General features: G+C 68.3%; 15 protein-coding genes, 1 rRNA gene and 1 riboswitch. Of the genes, 13 read left to right on the top strand and 3 right to left on the bottom strand.

The features are described from left to right. The 11 genes from rrf to ACIHFB_RS06480 all read left to right on the top strand — a co-directional run. Positions 1-95, top strand: a 5S ribosomal RNA gene (gene rrf, locus ACIHFB_RS06530); the annotation flags it as partial. Positions 96-204: 109 nt separating this feature from the next. Next, positions 205-816 (top strand): CDP-alcohol phosphatidyltransferase family protein, encoded by a 612-nt coding sequence (locus ACIHFB_RS06525; RefSeq protein ID WP_210585907.1) that lies wholly within the window; start codon positions 205-207, stop codon positions 814-816. Positions 817-931: 115 nt separating this feature from the next. After that, entirely contained in the window at positions 932-3,427 is a 2,496-nt protein-coding gene (locus ACIHFB_RS06520) for a mannose-1-phosphate guanyltransferase (RefSeq protein ID WP_365270971.1), read from the top strand. Positions 3,428-3,525: 98 nt separating this feature from the next. Further along, positions 3,526-4,425 carry a DUF881 domain-containing protein gene (locus ACIHFB_RS06515; RefSeq protein ID WP_400125557.1) on the top strand — a complete coding sequence of 300 codons (900 nt, stop codon included), beginning with the start codon at positions 3,526-3,528 and terminating at the stop codon, positions 4,423-4,425. Then, entirely contained in the window at positions 4,422-4,754 is a 333-nt protein-coding gene (locus ACIHFB_RS06510) for a small basic family protein (RefSeq protein ID WP_003988855.1), read from the top strand. The genes ACIHFB_RS06515 and ACIHFB_RS06510 overlap by 4 nt, the downstream gene beginning before the upstream one ends. A gap of 5 nt (positions 4,755-4,759) precedes the next feature. Then, positions 4,760-5,620: a DUF881 domain-containing protein gene (locus ACIHFB_RS06505; RefSeq protein WP_400125555.1), complete on the top strand. Its 861-nt coding sequence runs from the start codon at positions 4,760-4,762 to the stop codon at positions 5,618-5,620. 487 nt (positions 5,621-6,107) lie between these two features. Continuing rightward, complete coding sequence (locus tag ACIHFB_RS06500) at positions 6,108-6,644, top strand: FHA domain-containing protein (RefSeq protein WP_365270962.1); 537 nt, start codon at positions 6,108-6,110, stop codon at positions 6,642-6,644. Between the two features lie 42 nt (positions 6,645-6,686). Further along, complete coding sequence (locus ACIHFB_RS06495; protein WP_365270959.1) at positions 6,687-7,424, top strand: MerR family transcriptional regulator; 738 nt, start codon at positions 6,687-6,689, stop codon at positions 7,422-7,424. An 85-nt stretch (positions 7,425-7,509) separates the two neighbouring features. Next, positions 7,510-7,983: a bifunctional nuclease family protein gene (locus tag ACIHFB_RS06490; RefSeq protein ID WP_004002801.1), complete on the top strand. Its 474-nt coding sequence runs from the start codon at positions 7,510-7,512 to the stop codon at positions 7,981-7,983. 255 nt (positions 7,984-8,238) lie between these two features. Continuing rightward, complete coding sequence (locus tag ACIHFB_RS06485; protein ID WP_365270956.1) at positions 8,239-8,883, top strand: MerR family transcriptional regulator; 645 nt, start codon at positions 8,239-8,241, stop codon at positions 8,881-8,883. Between the two features lie 58 nt (positions 8,884-8,941). After that, entirely contained in the window at positions 8,942-10,417 is a 1,476-nt protein-coding gene (locus ACIHFB_RS06480; protein ID WP_400125552.1) for a DNA polymerase IV, read from the top strand. Here ACIHFB_RS06480 and ACIHFB_RS06475 read toward each other — a convergent pair. Beyond that, positions 10,339-10,710, bottom strand: a complete 372-nt coding sequence (locus tag ACIHFB_RS06475) for a PRC-barrel domain-containing protein (protein WP_365270951.1) — start codon at positions 10,708-10,710, stop codon at positions 10,339-10,341. The two genes, ACIHFB_RS06480 and ACIHFB_RS06475, sit on opposite strands and share 79 nt — an antisense overlap. A 113-nt stretch (positions 10,711-10,823) precedes the next feature. Next, a riboswitch (glycine riboswitch) is annotated at positions 10,824-10,919 on the top strand. A 176-nt stretch (positions 10,920-11,095) separates the two neighbouring features. On the opposite strand from ACIHFB_RS06475, the gene gcvP reads away from it, so the two are divergent. After that, positions 11,096-13,981 carry an aminomethyl-transferring glycine dehydrogenase gene (gcvP, locus tag ACIHFB_RS06470; RefSeq protein WP_365270948.1) on the top strand — a complete coding sequence of 962 codons (2,886 nt, stop codon included), beginning with the start codon at positions 11,096-11,098 and terminating at the stop codon, positions 13,979-13,981. A 74-nt stretch (positions 13,982-14,055) separates the two neighbouring features. On the opposite strand, the gene ACIHFB_RS06465 is transcribed toward gcvP, so the two are convergent. Next, the gene (locus ACIHFB_RS06465; RefSeq protein ID WP_365270945.1) at positions 14,056-14,475 is read right to left on the bottom strand and encodes a TOBE domain-containing protein; all 420 of its coding nucleotides are present in this window, start codon (positions 14,473-14,475) and stop codon (positions 14,056-14,058) included. Positions 14,476-14,598: 123 nt separating this feature from the next. On the opposite strand from ACIHFB_RS06465, the gene ACIHFB_RS06460 reads away from it, so the two are divergent. Further along, positions 14,599-14,838, top strand: a complete 240-nt coding sequence (locus ACIHFB_RS06460; RefSeq protein WP_365270942.1) for a BTAD domain-containing putative transcriptional regulator — start codon at positions 14,599-14,601, stop codon at positions 14,836-14,838. Here the strand turns inward: ACIHFB_RS06460 and ACIHFB_RS06455 are convergent. Beyond that, on the bottom strand, positions 14,816-15,334 hold the full coding sequence (locus ACIHFB_RS06455) for a hypothetical protein (protein ID WP_365270939.1): 519 nt from the start codon (positions 15,332-15,334) through the stop codon (positions 14,816-14,818). The genes ACIHFB_RS06460 and ACIHFB_RS06455 overlap by 23 nt on opposite strands. Positions 15,335-15,768 lie beyond the last annotated feature (434 nt).

The raw sequence follows: 15,768 nt of genomic DNA, 5'->3' as shown, positions 1-15,768 counted from the left end.
AAACGCCCGGTTACATTTCGAACCCGGAAGCTAAGCCTTACAGCGCCGATGGTACTGCAGGGGGGACCCTGTGGGAGAGTAGGACACCGCCGAACTCCTTTTAGAGCTCTGGCTCTTGGGCATCATGCCCGAGGGCCAGAGCTTTTTTGCGTTGAGGTAAGGTCAGGGAGCATCGTTGGCTCGTTTCGCACAGGAGGCTCCCGGGTGGAGGTCCAGGAGACCCGCGTCCAGACAGACCGGGTCCTCACCATCCCCAACATCCTGAGCATGGCTCGTCTTGTCGGCGTGCCTGTGTTCCTGTGGTTGATCCTCAGGCCCGAGTTCGGAGGGCCCAAGAGTGACGGCTGGGCGCTCCTCGTGCTGATGCTCAGCGGGGTGAGTGACTACCTCGACGGCAAGCTGGCGCGTCGCTGGAACCAGATCAGCAGCCTCGGCCGGCTCCTCGATCCCGCTGCTGACCGGCTCTATATTCTCTCGACCCTGGTCGGCCTCACGTGGCGGGAGATTCTGCCCATCTGGTTGACCGCTGCACTTCTCGCGCGAGAACTGGTTCTGCTGGTGATGGTGGGCATCCTCAGGCGGCATGGCTATCCACCCCCGCAGGTGAACTTCCTGGGCAAGGCAGCCACGTTCAACCTGATGTATGCCTTCCCTCTGCTGTTGCTCAGTGACGGAAGTGGATGGCTCTCGTCACTTGGTGCTATTTTCGGCTGGGCGTTCGCCGGATGGGGTACAACGCTGTACTGGTGGGCAGGAGTCCTCTACGTGGTACAAGTCCGCCGTCTGGTGCGTGCGGACGCAGCCATGGCCGATTGAACTCGCGGATTGAGGCGGACCCAGTGCCGCGATGGCCCGCGACGGAAAAGTGCGGGACAATCTGGACGGGTGAAGTCGGCTAGACCGTCGTCTCTTCGAGGAGGACGCTTCCGACATGAAGGCCGTCGTGATGGCCGGAGGTGAAGGCACTCGCCTTCGCCCCATGACCTCAAGCATGCCCAAGCCGCTCCTGCCTGTGGCCAACCGCCCGATCATGGAGCATGTTCTGCGGCTGCTCAAAAGGCATGGGCTCAACGAGACCGTCGTCACCGTCCAGTTCCTGGCCTCACTGGTCAAGAACTACTTCGGTGACGGTGAGGAGCTCGGAATGGAGCTCACCTATGCCAATGAGGAGAAGCCACTCGGTACTGCCGGAAGCGTCAAGAACGCCGAAGAGGCGTTGAAGGACGATGCCTTCCTCGTCATCTCCGGCGACGCGCTGACCGACTTCGACCTCACTGAACTGATCAATTTCCACAAGGAGAAGGGTGCGCTGGTCACGGTCTGTCTGACGCGCGTGCCCAATCCGCTGGAATTCGGTATCACCATCGTCGATGAACAGGGTCGGGTGGAGCGTTTCCTTGAGAAGCCGACCTGGGGGCAGGTTTTCTCGGACACCGTGAATACGGGTATCTATGTCATGGAGCCCGAGGTCTTCGACTATGTCGAGCCCGATGTGCCCGTCGACTGGTCGGGCGATGTCTTCCCGCAGTTGATGAAGGAGGGCAAGCCGGTCTTTGGCTATATCGCCGAGGGATACTGGGAGGACGTCGGCACGCACGAGAGCTATGTGAAGGCGCAGGCCGACGTCCTGGAGGGCAAGGTCGACGTCGAGCTCGACGGCTTCGAGATCTCCCCGGGCGTGTGGGTGGCGGAGGGTGCCGAGGTGCATCCCGATGCTGTGCTCCGCGGGCCTCTGTATATCGGCGACTATGCCAAAGTCGAGGCTGGCGCGGAAATTCGCGAGCACACGGTCGTCGGCTCGAACGTGGTCGTCAAGAGCGGGGCCTTTCTGCACAAGGCCGTTGTGCACGACAACGTGTACGTGGGCCAGCACAGCAATCTGCGTGGCTGTGTCGTCGGAAAGAACACCGACATCATGCGCGCGGCCCGGATCGAGGACGGCGCCGTGATCGGCGACGAGTGCCTGATCGGTGAAGAATCGATCGTTCAGGGCAACGTTCGGGTCTACCCCTTCAAGACCATCGAGGCAGGTGCTTTCGTCAACACCTCGGTGATCTGGGAGTCGAGGGGGCAGGCGCATCTGTTCGGTGCTCGTGGGGTCTCCGGAATCCTGAACGTGGAGATCACACCCGAACTCGCGGTGCGTCTCGCCGGCGCCTATGCGACGACCCTCAAGAAGGGTTCCACGGTCACCACGGCTCGCGACCACTCACGTGGTGCCCGTGCGCTGAAGCGGGCGGTCATCTCGGCGCTGCAGGCCAGCGCCATCGACGTACGAGATCTGGAGAACGTACCGCTTCCTGTGGCCCGGCAGCAGACCGCGCGGGGCAGTGCCGGCGGAATCATGATCCGTACCACTCCCGGGGTTCCGGACTCCGTGGACATCATGTTCTTCGACGGGCAGGGAGCGGACCTTTCGCAGGGCAGCCAGCGGAAGTTGGACCGCGTGTTCGCGCGGCAGGAGTACCGGCGTGCGTTCCCCGGCGAGATCGGTGATCTGCACTTCCCGGCCAGCGTCTTCGACTCGTACACCGGGTCGCTGTTGCGGAATGTGGACACGACCGGGATCACCGAGTCCGGGCTCAAGGTCGTCGTGGACGCCTCGAACGGCAGTGCCGGGCTCGTCCTGCCGAGTCTGCTGGGCAAGTTGGGTGTGGACGCGCTGACCATCAATCCCGGTCTGGATGAGTCCAGGCCCACGGAGACGGCGGATGCGCGTCGGTCTGGGCTGGTGCGGCTGGGAGAGATCGTGGCGTCCGCTCGGGCAGCGTTCGGGGTGAGGTTCGACCCTGTCGGCGAGCGGCTGTCGCTGGTCGACGAGAAGGGGCGGATCGTCGAGGACGACCGGGCCCTGCTCGTCATGCTCGACCTGGTGGCCGCGGAACGGCGCAGTGGGCGCGTGGCGCTGCCGGTGACGACGACGAGGATCGCCGAGCAGGTGGCGGCGTACCACGGGACCCAGGTCGAGTGGACGACCACCTCGCCCGACGATCTGACCCGGGTCGGACGTGACGATTCGACGATCTTCGGCGGGGACGGCCGGGGTGGGTTCATCGTCCCGGAGTTCAGCGGTGTCTTCGACGGCGCGGCGGCCTTTGTACGGCTGATCGGGCTGGTCGCGCGGACGCAGCTCACGCTCAGCCAGATCGACGCGCGGATTCCGAGGGCCCACGTCATCAAGCGGGACCTGGCGACTCCCTGGGCTGTCAAGGGTCTTGTGATGCGGCGGGTCGTCGAGGAGGCCGGTGACCGCTTCGTGGACACCACGGACGGTGTGCGGGTGGTGGAGACGGACGGGCGCTGGGTGATGGTGCTGCCCGACCCTGCCGAGGCGGTCACACATCTGTGGGCGGAAGGCCCCGACGACGCCTCCGCGCAGGCCCTGCTCGACGAGTGGTCGGCGGTCGTGGACAGCGCCGGTCGCTGAAAGACGCAGCACGCGCGCGTGCCGGACAGGCATCCCCAAAGGGGCCTGTCCGGCACGCCGGTAGGGCCATTCGGAGGTAGCGGTCGCGACGTGCGACGATGTGCGGCATGCCGCAGCAGCCCCCCGTTCGGAGCACACCTACGCGTCCTTCGCGTCCGGATGCTTCCATGTCGCTGCTCACCAATGTGATGGACCACAGCCTCGACGACGGCTACGCCGAAGCGGCAGCCCGGAAAGAGGCCGATGGCGGCATGCCCAAGACCCTCAGGGCGAAGCTGGGGCTCGCCGTAGGTCTGGTGCTGGCTGCTCTGGTCGTGACCGTCGGAGCGGCACAGGCGCGGGTCGCCGCCCCTGTCGTGGCGAAGGAGCGCGAGGAGCTGATCGACCGCATCGACCGCGAGACCGCGGCCGCCGACAAGCTCGAGGGCACCGTCGACGAGTTGCGCGCCGAGGTGAGTGCGCGGCAGCGCGAGGCTCTCAAGCAGAGCGGCGGCAGTGATCAGGCGGAGCTGGTGGGCCTTCTGTCGGGCGCCACGGACGTGCGCGGGCCCGGGGTGAAGCTGGTCGTGGACGATGCCGAGGAGGCGTCCACCGGCGGAGACGGCGACGCGCGTGAGACGTCCGGGTTCTCCGACACGGGACGGGTGCGCGACCGCGACATGCAGCGCGTGGTGAACGGGCTGTGGGAGTCGGGCGCCGAGGCCGTTTCCATCAACGGGCAGCGGCTGACGGCGCTGTCGGCGATCAGGGCCGCGGGGGACGCGATACTGGTCGACAACAAGCCGCTGGTGCCGCCGTACACGGTGCTCGCGGTGGGGGACGGGCAGCGGTTGAGCACCAGGTTCCAGGACAGCGCCGACGGGCTGTATCTGGATGCCCTGCGGGAGAACTACGGCATCCGGACCTCGATCTCCGTGCAGGAGGACCTCCGGCTGCCTGCCGCACCGAGTGTGACCGTACGAACAGCACAGCCGCAAACCGAGAAGGGCACATCGTGATCGCCGTACTGGGCCTCGTCGTGGGAGTCGTGGCCGGCCTGTTGGTCCGGCCGGAGGTTCCGGCGGTCGTCGAGCCTTATCTGCCGATCGCCGTCGTGGCGGCGCTCGACGCCGTCTTCGGAGGTCTGCGGGCCATGCTCGACGGCATTTTCGACGACAAGGTCTTCGTCGTGTCGTTCCTGTCCAACGTTGTCGTGGCCGCGTTGATCGTGTTCCTGGGCGACAAGTTGGGCGTCGGAGCCCAGCTGTCCACCGGTGTCGTCGTGGTCCTCGGTATCCGCATCTTCTCCAACGCCGCCGCGATCCGCCGGCACGTGTTCCGGGCGTGAGGCAGATGAGCAACGAGGACGAGACGGCGAAGAACAGGCTGCGCAAGGAGCTCCCTGAGGAGTTGCCCGCGACGGCTCCGCAGGCCGAGGAGAAGCCCGCCGAGGCAGGGCCCGCCGAGGAAAGCCCCGCCGCGGCCGAACCCGAGCTGACCGGCAGGCAACGGCTGGTGCAGGGGATCTGGCCGCTGCGCATCACCCGGGCCCAACTGATCGTCGCCCTGCTGCTGTTCGGGCTCGGTTTCGGCCTGGCCGTGCAGGTGGCCTCCAACAGCGACAGCGACAGTGCCCTGCGCGGTGCGCGTCAGGAAGATCTTGTCCGCATCCTCGATGAACTGGACGACCGCACACAACGTCTTGAAGACGAGAAGCAGGGACTCGAGAAGCAGCGCGACGAGCTGGAGAACAGCTCGGACCAGGCCGAGGAGGCCCGTAAGCAGACGCTCGAGAAGGAAAGGCAACTCGGCATTCTGGCGGGCACGGTGGCCGCTCAGGGGCCCGGTATCACGATCACCATCGACGACACGAAGGGGACGGTCGAGGCGGACATGCTGCTCGACGCGATCCAGGAGTTGCGGGCGGCGGGGGCGGAGGCGATCCAGGTGAACGGCGTGCGGGTCGTCGCCGGCACCTATCTGACGGACTCCGGAAACAGCGTGAGCGTCGACGGGAACAAGATCAACGCTCCCTATCGTTTCAAGGTCATCGGCAAGCCGCAGGACCTCGAGCCGGCGCTCAACATCCCAGGAGGCGTGGTGCAGACTCTCGAGAAGGAGCAGGCCACCGTGACCGTCGAGCGGTCGAGCAAGATCGTCGTGGACGCCTTGCGGGCGGCGAAGCGGCCTGACTACGCTCGGTCGTCCTCGTAGTGAACCGAGGGTGCATGGGGGACGTCCGGCGAGGGCAAGAGGTTGCGGGGGGTCGGCGCACCGAATGGGTGGTGCGTGGTGGAAACTGTCTGGTGGATAGGGACGTTGTGAGGATGTCCGGGTCGACCGGTGAGTGCAGTCAGGGTTCGTCCTGCCCCACGGGCGGGTCTGTTTCGGTCAAGGGGAATCGCCCGTGAAGTTGTTTGCGAAGTTGTTCGGCAAGAGCGCGCGAGAGGGCAATGAAAACGCCACTGCTCGCCATCGCGCACAGCCCGACGCGGAGGGCCAGCGCCCGCTGTTCCGGGACCAGGTCGCTGGTCCGGGAGGTGACATTTCGGGAGGTCAGGGCGCGCCGTCTGTTGACCCTGCGCAGTCCGGCGGCATAGGTTTCGGGCAACCGTCGACCTCAGGTGCGGGTGGAGGATATTCCGCCGACCCGTACGCGTCCAACGCCCCGGCGGGGCAGCCGCGGCAGGAGGATCCGTCCATGTCGGCCCTGGTTTGTACGAGGTGCGGTAACCGCAACGCGGAGAACAGCCGCTTCTGCTCCAACTGCGGCGCCCCCCTGCGGGCCGGGGCCGGGGCAGAGCGTCCGTCCGAGACGACCTCCACGATCTCCATCTCCGGTATCGAGGCCTACGACGCCGAGGTCACCGGCCAGACACAGATGCCGATGCTGTCCCCGGAGGCGCAGGCGGCCGTGGACGCGCTGCCGCTGGGCTCGGCGCTCCTGGTGGTGCGCCGTGGGCCGAACTCCGGCAGCCGCTTCCTCCTGGACGGCGATCTGACCACCGCCGGGCGGCACCCGCAGAGCGACATCTTCCTGGACGACGTGACGGTCTCCCGGCGGCATGTGGAGTTCCGGCGCGGCCCGGACGGCTCGTTCACGGTGGCCGACGTGGGCAGTCTGAACGGTACGTATGTCAACCGCGAGCGCATCGACCAGGTCGCTCTGTCGAACGGTGACGAGGTGCAGATCGGCAAGTACCGGCTGGTCTTCTACGCGAGCCAGCGGGGCTACTGACTCTCTCCCGGGCTCTGCCCGGGGGGACCCCAGGGAAGGTCCATGCTTCAAACACCGAGCGGCGGTGCCGGGCACGGTACCGCCGCCACGGACAGTGGGCTGATGAGCATCGGCACGGTGCTGAACGTGCTGCGCGACGAGTTCCCTGAAGTGACCCTCTCCAAGATCCGTTTCCTGGAGTCGGAGGGGCTGATCGAGCCGCAGCGGACCCCCTCGGGGTATCGCCAGTTCAGCGCGGACGACGTCGAGCGCCTCGGCCACGTACTGAGGATGCAGCGGGACCACTATCTGCCGCTCAAGGTGATCCGCGAGCACCTGGACGCCATGGAGCGCGGGGAGGCCGTACAGCTGCCTGTCGTGGGTCGTCAGCGTGACGGTGAAGCCGCGGTGGAGGTCTCCGAGGCACCCGCCGCGGCCCGGATCGGCCGGGCCGAGCTGCTCGCGGCTGCGGAGATCTGCGAGCGGGACCTGGAGGAGTGGGAGGCGTACGGCCTCATCGCTCCACTGCCGGACGGGGCGTACGACGCTGAGGCCGTGACTGTCGCGTCACTCGTCTCCGAACTGGGGCAGTTCGGGATCGAGCCGCGCCATCTGCGCGTCATGAAGGCCGCCGCGGACCGCGAGGCGGGCCTTGTGGACCAGGTCGTGGCCCCGCTGAAGCGGCATCGCAATCCGCAGACCAGGGCACACGCCGAGGAGCGTACGAAAGAGCTGGCGGTGCTCACGGTGCGGCTGCATGCCGCGCTGGTGAAGACCGCGCTCGGAGTGCGGTTGCCTTGAGGCGGGCCGGCCCCGGGAGCCCCGATACCCCACCCGTTTTCGGCCCGACTACCCAAACGTCCCGGGCACGGCCTAGGGTTGCTGTGTGAACGAGCTCGATGTCGTAGGTGTCCGGGTCGAAATGCCCTCCAACCAACCGATCGTGCTCCTGCGCGAAGTGGGAGGCGACCGTTACCTCCCCATCTGGATCGGGCCGGGGGAGGCGACGGCGATCGCCTTCGCCCAGCAGGGCATGGCCCCCGCTCGACCGCTGACCCACGACCTGTTCAAGGACGTGCTGGAGGCCGTCGGCCAGGAGCTCACCGAAGTGCGCATCACGGATCTGCGTGAGGGCGTCTTCTACGCCGAGCTGGTCTTCGCCAGCGGTGTCGAGGTGAGCGCTCGCCCGTCCGACGCCATAGCGCTGGCCCTGCGCACCGGAACGCCGATCTACGGCAGCGACGGCGTGCTCGACGACGCGGGTATCGCGATCCCGGACGAGCAGGAGGACGAGGTGGAGAAGTTCCGCGAGTTCCTCGACCAGATCTCGCCCGAGGACTTCGGCACCAGCAGCCAGTGACGCGTGGCGGCCTTGTCCGACCCCATACCGGTCGGGTGGGCCGATGCCCGGTCGCGGTAAATGCCGGCAAGTGCCATTGGCGAGTGAGAGCGTCATGCGCCCCCTCTCAGCGCATTCGGCTAGCCTTTCCCCGCGGTGGGGTTCGGGAAACCACTCCTAGGGTGATTATCACTCGGCGTGCCGAGTGTGGCGATCGTTGACGCACCCCTGGTGACTGCCTACCGTCGAGAAGGCAGGTCAAGGACGGAGGTCGGCGTGAGAAGCAGCGGCGACGGTACGGCTGGGGGTGCTCCCGGACGAGGTCCGGGGGCGGTTGGCCCGTACCCGCTTCATGGCAGCGCGGCCGATCACGCTCCGCAGCGACCGGCGGCCGTGCCGACCAGCGGAGGGGCGACGTCCATGGCGTCCGAGCAGATCGGCTATCGCGGTCCTACGGCCTGCGCGGCCGCGGGCATCACCTACCGGCAACTCGACTACTGGGCGCGCACCGGGCTCGTCGAGCCGAGCGTGCGGCCCGCTCTGGGGTCCGGGACGCAGCGTCTGTACAGCTTCCGGGACGTCGTCGTCCTGAAGATCGTCAAGCGGTTCCTCGACACCGGGGTGTCGCTCCAGAACATCCGCAGCGCCGTCCAGCACCTCAGGGAACGCGGTTTCCGCGACCTGGAGCGCATGACGCTGATGAGCGACGGTGCCACGGTCTACGAGTGCACCTCGCCCGACGAGGTCCACGCGCTCCTCCAGGGTGGCCAGGGCATCTTCGGGATCGCCGTGGGCGTGGTGTGGCGGGACGTCGAGAGCGCGCTCTCGCAGCTGCACGGGGAGCGGATCGACACCGGTGAGACGCTCGTCGGGCACAATCCCGCCGACGAACTGGCGCGACGGCGGAACCGGGCGGTCTGAGCCCCCGTTCGCCGGTGGTTCAGGGGCATTGTCAGTGGCGTAGGGCAGCATCGGACATGTGAGAAGCGCGCCCACGATCCTGCATCTCGACATGGATGCCTTCTTCGCCTCGGCGGAGCAGGCGTCCAAGCCGAGCCTGCGCGGGAAAGCGGTCATCGTGGGCGGGCTCGGACCTCGTGGCGTGGTGGCGACGTGTTCGTACGAGGCACGCGTCTTCGGGGTCCATTCGGCGATGCCCATGGCGCAGGCCCGCCGGCTCGCACCGAACGCCGCGTATCTCGTGCCGCGCTTCGGTTTCTACCGGTCGATCAGTGAGCAGGTGATGGCGTTGCTGGGGGAGCTGTCGCCGCTGGTGGAGCCGCTGAGCCTGGATGAGGCGTTCGTCGATCTGGAGGCCGGCGGGGCGGCCTGGGACAAGGCGTCGGCGCGGCTGGCCGGAGTGCAGCTGCGGGCCGACATACGGGCCGGCACCGGGCTCACCGGGTCGGTCGGACTCGCCGCCTCCAAGATGCTCGCGAAGATCGCCTCGGAGCAGGCCAAGCCCGACGGTCTGGTGCTGATCGAGCCGGGCACCGAGCGGACGCTGCTCGGGCCCATGTCGGTGCGGACCCTGCCGGGGGTCGGACCGGCGACCGGCGATCATCTGCGACGGGCCGGGATCACCACGGTCGACGAGATCGCCGAGGCGGGCGAGGACGAGCTCGTACGGCTGCTGGGCAAGGCCCATGGGCATGCGTTGTACGCCATGGCGCTGGCGCACGACGACCGGCCCGTGGTGTCCGAGCGGGAGACCAAGTCGGTGTCGGTCGAGGACACGTACGACGTGGACATCCACGACCGGGTCCGGGTGGGCCTCGAGGTGCAGCGGCTCGCCGACCGGTGTGTGGGGCGGCTGCGCGGGGCCGGGCTGTCCGGGCGGACCATCGTGCTCAAGGTGCGGCGGTACGACTTCTCCACCCTGACGCGGTCGGAGACGCTGCGCGGGCCCACGGACGACCCTGGGGTGGTGCGGGAGGCGGCGGCCCGGCTGCTGGATTCGGTGGACACCACCGGCGGTGTACGGCTGCTGGGCGTGGGCGTCAGCGGGCTTGCCGACTACACGCAGGAGGACCTGTTCGCGCAGGCGGCGGGGGTGCAGGTGGAGAGTGAGGTGGAGGAGCCTTCGCCCGGCGAACCGGCCGAGGAGCCGTCGGCGCCCGTGGAGCGGCGTTGGTCTGCGGGGTACGACGTACGGCATGCCGCATACGGGCACGGATGGGTGCAGGGCAGCGGCCTCGGGCGGGTCACCGTGCGGTTTGAGACGCCCGACTCCGAGCCAGGGAGGGTGCGGACCTTCCGGGTCGACGATCCCGATCTGGAGCCGGCGGATCCATTGCCGCTCGTGCCGCGAAGACCCGACGAGCCCGACGAGCCCGACGGGCAGGGCGAGCGGGTCGAGCCCGGGATGCCGTCGGTTCAGGCGTCGTCCGTGCCGGCCAGTTTGCCGAAGTCGCGGTCCGGGAGCGAGGGAGGTGGGGCGACGTCGAGACCGTAGTGGTGGTAGAGCTGGAGTTCCTGCTCCGGCGAGAGGTGGCGGCCCACCCCGAAGTCGGGGGCGTCCTTGATCAGGGCGCGTTCGAAGGGGATGTGCAGGGCCCCCTCCATCAGCTCGCTGGGCTCCAGTGGGACGAAGGCGTCCCTGCTGAACAGGCCGGTGCGTATGGCCGCCCACTCCGGTACTCCGGTGGCGTCGTCGAGGTAGACCTCGTCTATGGTGCCGATCTTGGTGCCATTGCGGTCGAACGCCTTGCGGCCGATCAGGTTGCGCGGATCGATGTCGGTCTGCACGGTCCCTCCAATTGGTCGCAACTCATCCGTAAGCACTACAAAAGAGCACATTCACCGAGGTGGCCACTCGAAGGTTCCGGCGTCGGCCTCGCTGGTACTCTGACAGCGGCTGCTGACCCCGTGCGGGAGAGTCCTCCGGACACCATCGGAGGCGCCGAAGGAGCAAATCCTCCCCGGAATCTCTCAGGCTCACGTACCGCACGGACGAGGTCACTCTGGAAAGCAGGGCGGGTGCCAATAGGCTTCCGCTCTCACCGACGGTGAAAGCCGGCAGCCCTCGGGCGGCCGGTGAAGCTCTCAGGTTGAGATGACAGAGGGGGAGGCCGTCCGGGGACCCGCGCCGTGGTGCCCCTCGAAGGTCGTGTCTGACCAGGAGGCCTCCGCAATGACCGCCCATCGCATTCCGCTCTCCGAGCTCGAACAGGGAATCCCCTTCGAGCAGCGCCACATCGGGCCCGACCAGGAGGCGCGGGCCAAGATGCTCGCGCAGGTCGGCTACGGCTCGCTCGACGAGCTGACCGCCGCCGCGGTGCCGGATGTGATCAAGAACGCCGACGACCTGGAGCTGCCCGGTGCACGCACCGAGGCCGAGGTGCTGGCCGAGCTGCGCACGCTCGCCGACCGCAACCAGGTGCTCGGCTCCATGATCGGGCTCGGGTACTACGGGACGTTCACGCCGCCCGTGATCCTGCGGAACGTCATGGAGAACCCGGCCTGGTACACGGCCTACACGCCGTACCAGCCGGAGATCTCTCAAGGGCGGCTCGAGGCGCTGCTGAATTTCCAGACGATGGTCGCGGAGCTGACCGGACTGCCGACCTCCGGTGCCTCGCTGCTGGACGAGGGGACGGCCGCCGCCGAGGCGATGGCCCTGTCCCGGCGGATGGGCAAGAACAAGAAGGGCCTCTTCCTGGTCGACGCGGACGCGCTGCCGCAGACCGTCGCCGTGATCGAGACGCGGGCCGAGCCGACCGGCGTCGAGGTCGTCGTCGCCGACCTCAGTGAGGGCATCCCGGCCGAGCTCGCCGAGCGTGAGATCAACGGCGTGCTGATCCAGTACCCGGGCGCCTCCGGTGCCGTACGCGACATCAAGCCGGTCATCGACCGGGCGCACGAACTCGGCGCGCTCGTCACCGTCGCCGCCGATCTGCTCGCACTCACGCTGGTGAAGTCGCCGGGTGAGCTGGGTGCCGACATCGCGGTCGGGACGACGCAGCGGTTCGGTGTGCCGATGGGCTTCGGCGGGCCGCACGCCGGATACATGGCGGTGCACGAGAAGTTCGCGCGCAGCCTGCCCGGACGGCTCGTGGGCGTCTCCGTCGACGCCGACGGGCACAAGGCCTACCGGCTCGCCCTTCAGACGCGTGAGCAGCACATCCGTCGCGAGAAGGCGACCAGCAACATCTGCACCGCCCAGGTGCTGCTCGCCGTGATGGCCGGGATGTACGCCGTCTACCACGGGCCCGAGGGGCTGAAGGCCATCGCCCGCCGGACCCATCGGTACGCGACGCTCCTCGCCGAGGGGCTCAGCAGCGGTGGTGTCGAGGTCGTCCAGGGGGCCTACTTCGACACCGTCACCGTGCGGGTTCCGGGGCGGGCCGCCGAGGTCGTCGCCGGTGCGCGCGAGCACGGCGTCAATCTGCGGCTCGTGGACGCCGACCGCGTGTCGATCGCCTGCGACGAGACCACGAACCGGGCCCAACTGGGCGCCGTATGGACCGCATTCGGGGTCGAGGCGGACATCGAGGCGCTGGACTCCGCCACGGCGGATTCGCTGCCGGACGCACTGCTGCGCACCGACGACTACCTGACCCACCCCGTCTTCCACCAGTACCGCTCCGAGACCGCGATGCTCCGCTACCTGCGCAGGCTCGCGGACCGGGACTACGCGCTCGACCGCGGCATGATCCCGCTGGGCTCCTGCACCATGAAGCTCAACGCCACGACCGAGATGGAGCCGGTCACCTGGCCCGAGTTCGGGCAGCTGCACCCCTTCGCGCCCGCAGAGCAGGCGCAGGGCTATCTCACGCTGATCCGTGAGCTGGAGGAGCGGCTCGCCGAGGTCACCGGGTACGACAAGGTGTCGCTCCAGCCCAACGCCGGTTCGCAGGGCGAGTTCGCCGGGCTGCTCGCCGTACGCGGATATCACCGGGCCAACGGCGACGAGCAGCGGACCGTGTGTCTGATTCCGTCCTCCGCGCACGGGACCAACGCCGCCAGTGCCGTCATGGCCGGGATGAAGGTCGTCGTCGTGAAGACCGCCGAGGACGGCGAGATCGACGTGGCGGACCTGCGGGCGAAGATCGAGCAGTACCGCGACGAGCTGTCGGTGCTGATGATCACGTACCCGTCGACGCACGGCGTCTTCGAGGAGCATGTCGCCGACATCTGTGCGCAGGTGCACGAGGCCGGCGGGCAGGTGTACGTCGACGGGGCCAACCTCAACGCCCTGGTGGGGCTGGCCAAGCCGGGGCACTTCGGCGGGGACGTCTCGCATCTGAATCTGCACAAGACCTTCTGCATCCCGCACGGCGGTGGCGGTCCGGGTGTCGGGCCGGTCGGTGTGCGTGCGCACCTGGCGCCGTATCTGCCGAACCACCCGCTGCAGCCCGCGGCCGGTCCGGAGAGTGGTGTCGGACCGATCTCGGCCGCGCCGTGGGGGTCCGCCGGGATCCTGCCGATCTCGTGGGCGTACGTCAGGCTCATGGGCGGGGAGGGGCTGAAGCGGGCCACGCAGGTGGCGGTGCTCAGTGCCAACTACATCGCCAAGCGGCTCGAGCCGCACTACCCGGTGCTCTACACCGGGCCGGGCGGGCTGGTCGCGCACGAGTGCATCATCGATCTGCGGCCGCTGACCAAGGCGACCGGGGTGAGTGTCGACGATGTCGCCAAGCGGCTGATCGACTACGGGTTCCACGCGCCGACGATGTCGTTCCCGGTGGCCGGGACGCTGATGATCGAGCCGACCGAGTCCGAGGATCTGACCGAACTGGATCGGTTCTGCGAGGCGATGATCGCCATTCGTGCGGAGATCGAGAAGGTCGGCTCCGGTGAGTGGGCCGCGGACGACAACCCGCTGCGGAACGCGCCGCACACCGCGGGCGCGCTCGGCGGGGAGTGGGAGCACGCGTACACGCGCGAGGAGGCCGTCTTCCCGGAGGGCGTCTCGGTGGCCGACAAGTACTGGCCGCCGGTGCGGCGGATCGACCAGGCCTTCGGTGACCGGAACCTGGTGTGCTCGTGCCCGCCGCTGGATGCGTACGAGGACTGAGGCAGGCCTGACCGGGGGCTCCGCCGCGCGTCGCCGTGCGGTGGAGCCCCCGGTGCGTCATGCGGTCGCGTGTGTCATGTGGTCGCCAGTGAGACCTCGGTCGACTTGATCAGTGCGATCACGGCAGTGCCCGGCGCCAGGGCCAGGTCCGTGGCGGCGTCCTGGGTGATCGCGGCGGTCAGTTCGCCGCCCTCGACGCCGATCTTGACGGAGGCCATGGCGTTGCCGGTGGCGATGCCGTTGACCGTGCCGGGGAGCTGGTTGCGGATGGAGAGGCCCTCGACCGGGGTGGTGGCCAGGGCCACCTCCGTGGACTTCACGAGGACGCGTACGGCGGAACCCGACGCGAGGCCGAGTTCCTCGGCCGCTTCCCGGGTGATTGCCGCGGTGAAGTCCTGACCGCCGGCCAAGTGGATCTTCACCGTTGCCATGACCTCGCCGGGGGTGACGGAGGTGACCGTGCCGGGGAGTTGGTTGCGGATGCTCAGGCTCATGGGGAACGCCTCGCAGAACGTGGGGGATTGGTGAGGTCGGGGAAGTGCGTGGGTTGGTGTGCCTTGCGTGCTTTGCGCCCTTTGGGGTCCCCACCGTAGTCGTGGGAGTGGCCCCGGCTCGGTATGCGTGGGGCTGCGTCGCCTTGGGTGGGTGGGCAGTGGTGGACATGGGGCGGGTCGTTGGGTGTAACGCGATATAGCGTGAGTGCGGGACGGACGGCGGACGCGCTGCGTGCCTATCGGACCGTACGGCGTGCGCTTCATGACGAGTTGGGCGTGGAGCTGGTGGGGGAGTTGCGCTACGGCCGGGTCGTGGCGCGGGCACCGCGCCGCCGGTGGTTCAGGAAATCCCCGACGCCCTGAGTACCGCCTGCGCGGTCTCGTCGTCGATCCGGTGACGCAGTCTGCGTAGGTCGTCCGGGTCCTGCGGCAGCGTGCCGCGTTCAAGGGAGCGGCGGACGCCTGTGTCGAGTTCGTGCCAGATCAGTGGGTTGGCGATCAGGACCCGGGGGTCGAGTTCCAGGCGTTGGCCGTGGGCGTCGCGCAGGATGAGGTGCGAGGAGATGTCGCCGTAGTGTCGTACGGCGATCAGGGCGTCCGTATGGACGGTGTGCCTTCCGAGCGGGCCGCGGACGGTCAGCCAGCCGGGGCCGGCGGTGACCCGCTGGGGGAGGAGCACCGCGAAGGCCGCGGCGGTGAGGGCCAGCCACAACAGGGCGCGGGGCGGTGTGAGGGTGTGGGCGTCCCAGTCGACCAACAGGGTCATCGTGCCGAAGACCAGAGCACAGGCCGCCGCGAACCGGACGCTGCCGCGCCAGTGGCGGTCGCCGGCCGGGCTCTGCGGTTCGCTCGGTCGCATGGGGCCGACGGTAGGTCGCCGGTCATACGGCTGCGGTGTCGTTGACGGGGTCCTGGCGCTGTACGGCCGCATTTTGACGCGATCCCAGCGCCTGCACCCTGACCTTCGCGCCTGGGCTCCGGGGCCGGCGTTCGCCGTGTGGTCCGGGTGCCGGTCGCGTTCCGATCCGGGCTCTTGTCGCGTGGTCCGGTGTCCGCGTGCTGATGGGAGCGTTCGCGGCGTGATGTGGGTGCCTGCACTTCGATCGTTTCCGAGCCCGCGTTCTGATCCCCGGGCTGGCTACGCGATCCGGTGTGCACGCTGATGGGAGCGCCGGCGCGTGATGTGGGTGCCCGTGCCTCGATCGCTTGCGCACTCGCATTCCGACCCCCGCACCTGCCACGCGATCCAGACGTCCGGGCCCGATCGATCCGTCGCCCACCCCCGCAATCGCG

Origin of the sequence: Streptomyces sp. NPDC051963, assembly GCF_044593495.1 — a bacterium.
Classification (GTDB): Bacteria; Actinomycetota; Actinomycetes; order Streptomycetales; family Streptomycetaceae; genus Streptomyces.
Note: the sequence above shows the minus strand (reverse complement) of the source record. Positions and strands in the feature narration are given on the sequence as shown.

Coding starts and splice junctions, on each gene's coding strand:
- ACIHFB_RS06495 (WP_365270959.1), top strand. CDS start 6,687: ATGCTTCAAACACCGAGCGGCGGTGCCGGGCACGGTACCGCCGCCACG.
- gcvP (WP_365270948.1), top strand. CDS start 11,096: ATGACCGCCCATCGCATTCCGCTCTCCGAGCTCGAACAGGGAATCCCC.
- ACIHFB_RS06455 (WP_365270939.1), bottom strand. CDS start 15,334: ATGCGACCGAGCGAACCGCAGAGCCCGGCCGGCGACCGCCACTGGCGC.
- ACIHFB_RS06460 (WP_365270942.1), top strand. CDS start 14,599: ATGCGTGGGGCTGCGTCGCCTTGGGTGGGTGGGCAGTGGTGGACATGG.
- ACIHFB_RS06520 (WP_365270971.1), top strand. CDS start 932: ATGAAGGCCGTCGTGATGGCCGGAGGTGAAGGCACTCGCCTTCGCCCC.
- ACIHFB_RS06465 (WP_365270945.1), bottom strand. CDS start 14,475: ATGAGCCTGAGCATCCGCAACCAACTCCCCGGCACGGTCACCTCCGTC.
- ACIHFB_RS06505 (WP_400125555.1), top strand. CDS start 4,760: ATGAGCAACGAGGACGAGACGGCGAAGAACAGGCTGCGCAAGGAGCTC.
- ACIHFB_RS06500 (WP_365270962.1), top strand. CDS start 6,108: ATGTCGGCCCTGGTTTGTACGAGGTGCGGTAACCGCAACGCGGAGAAC.
- ACIHFB_RS06515 (WP_400125557.1), top strand. CDS start 3,526: ATGTGCGGCATGCCGCAGCAGCCCCCCGTTCGGAGCACACCTACGCGT.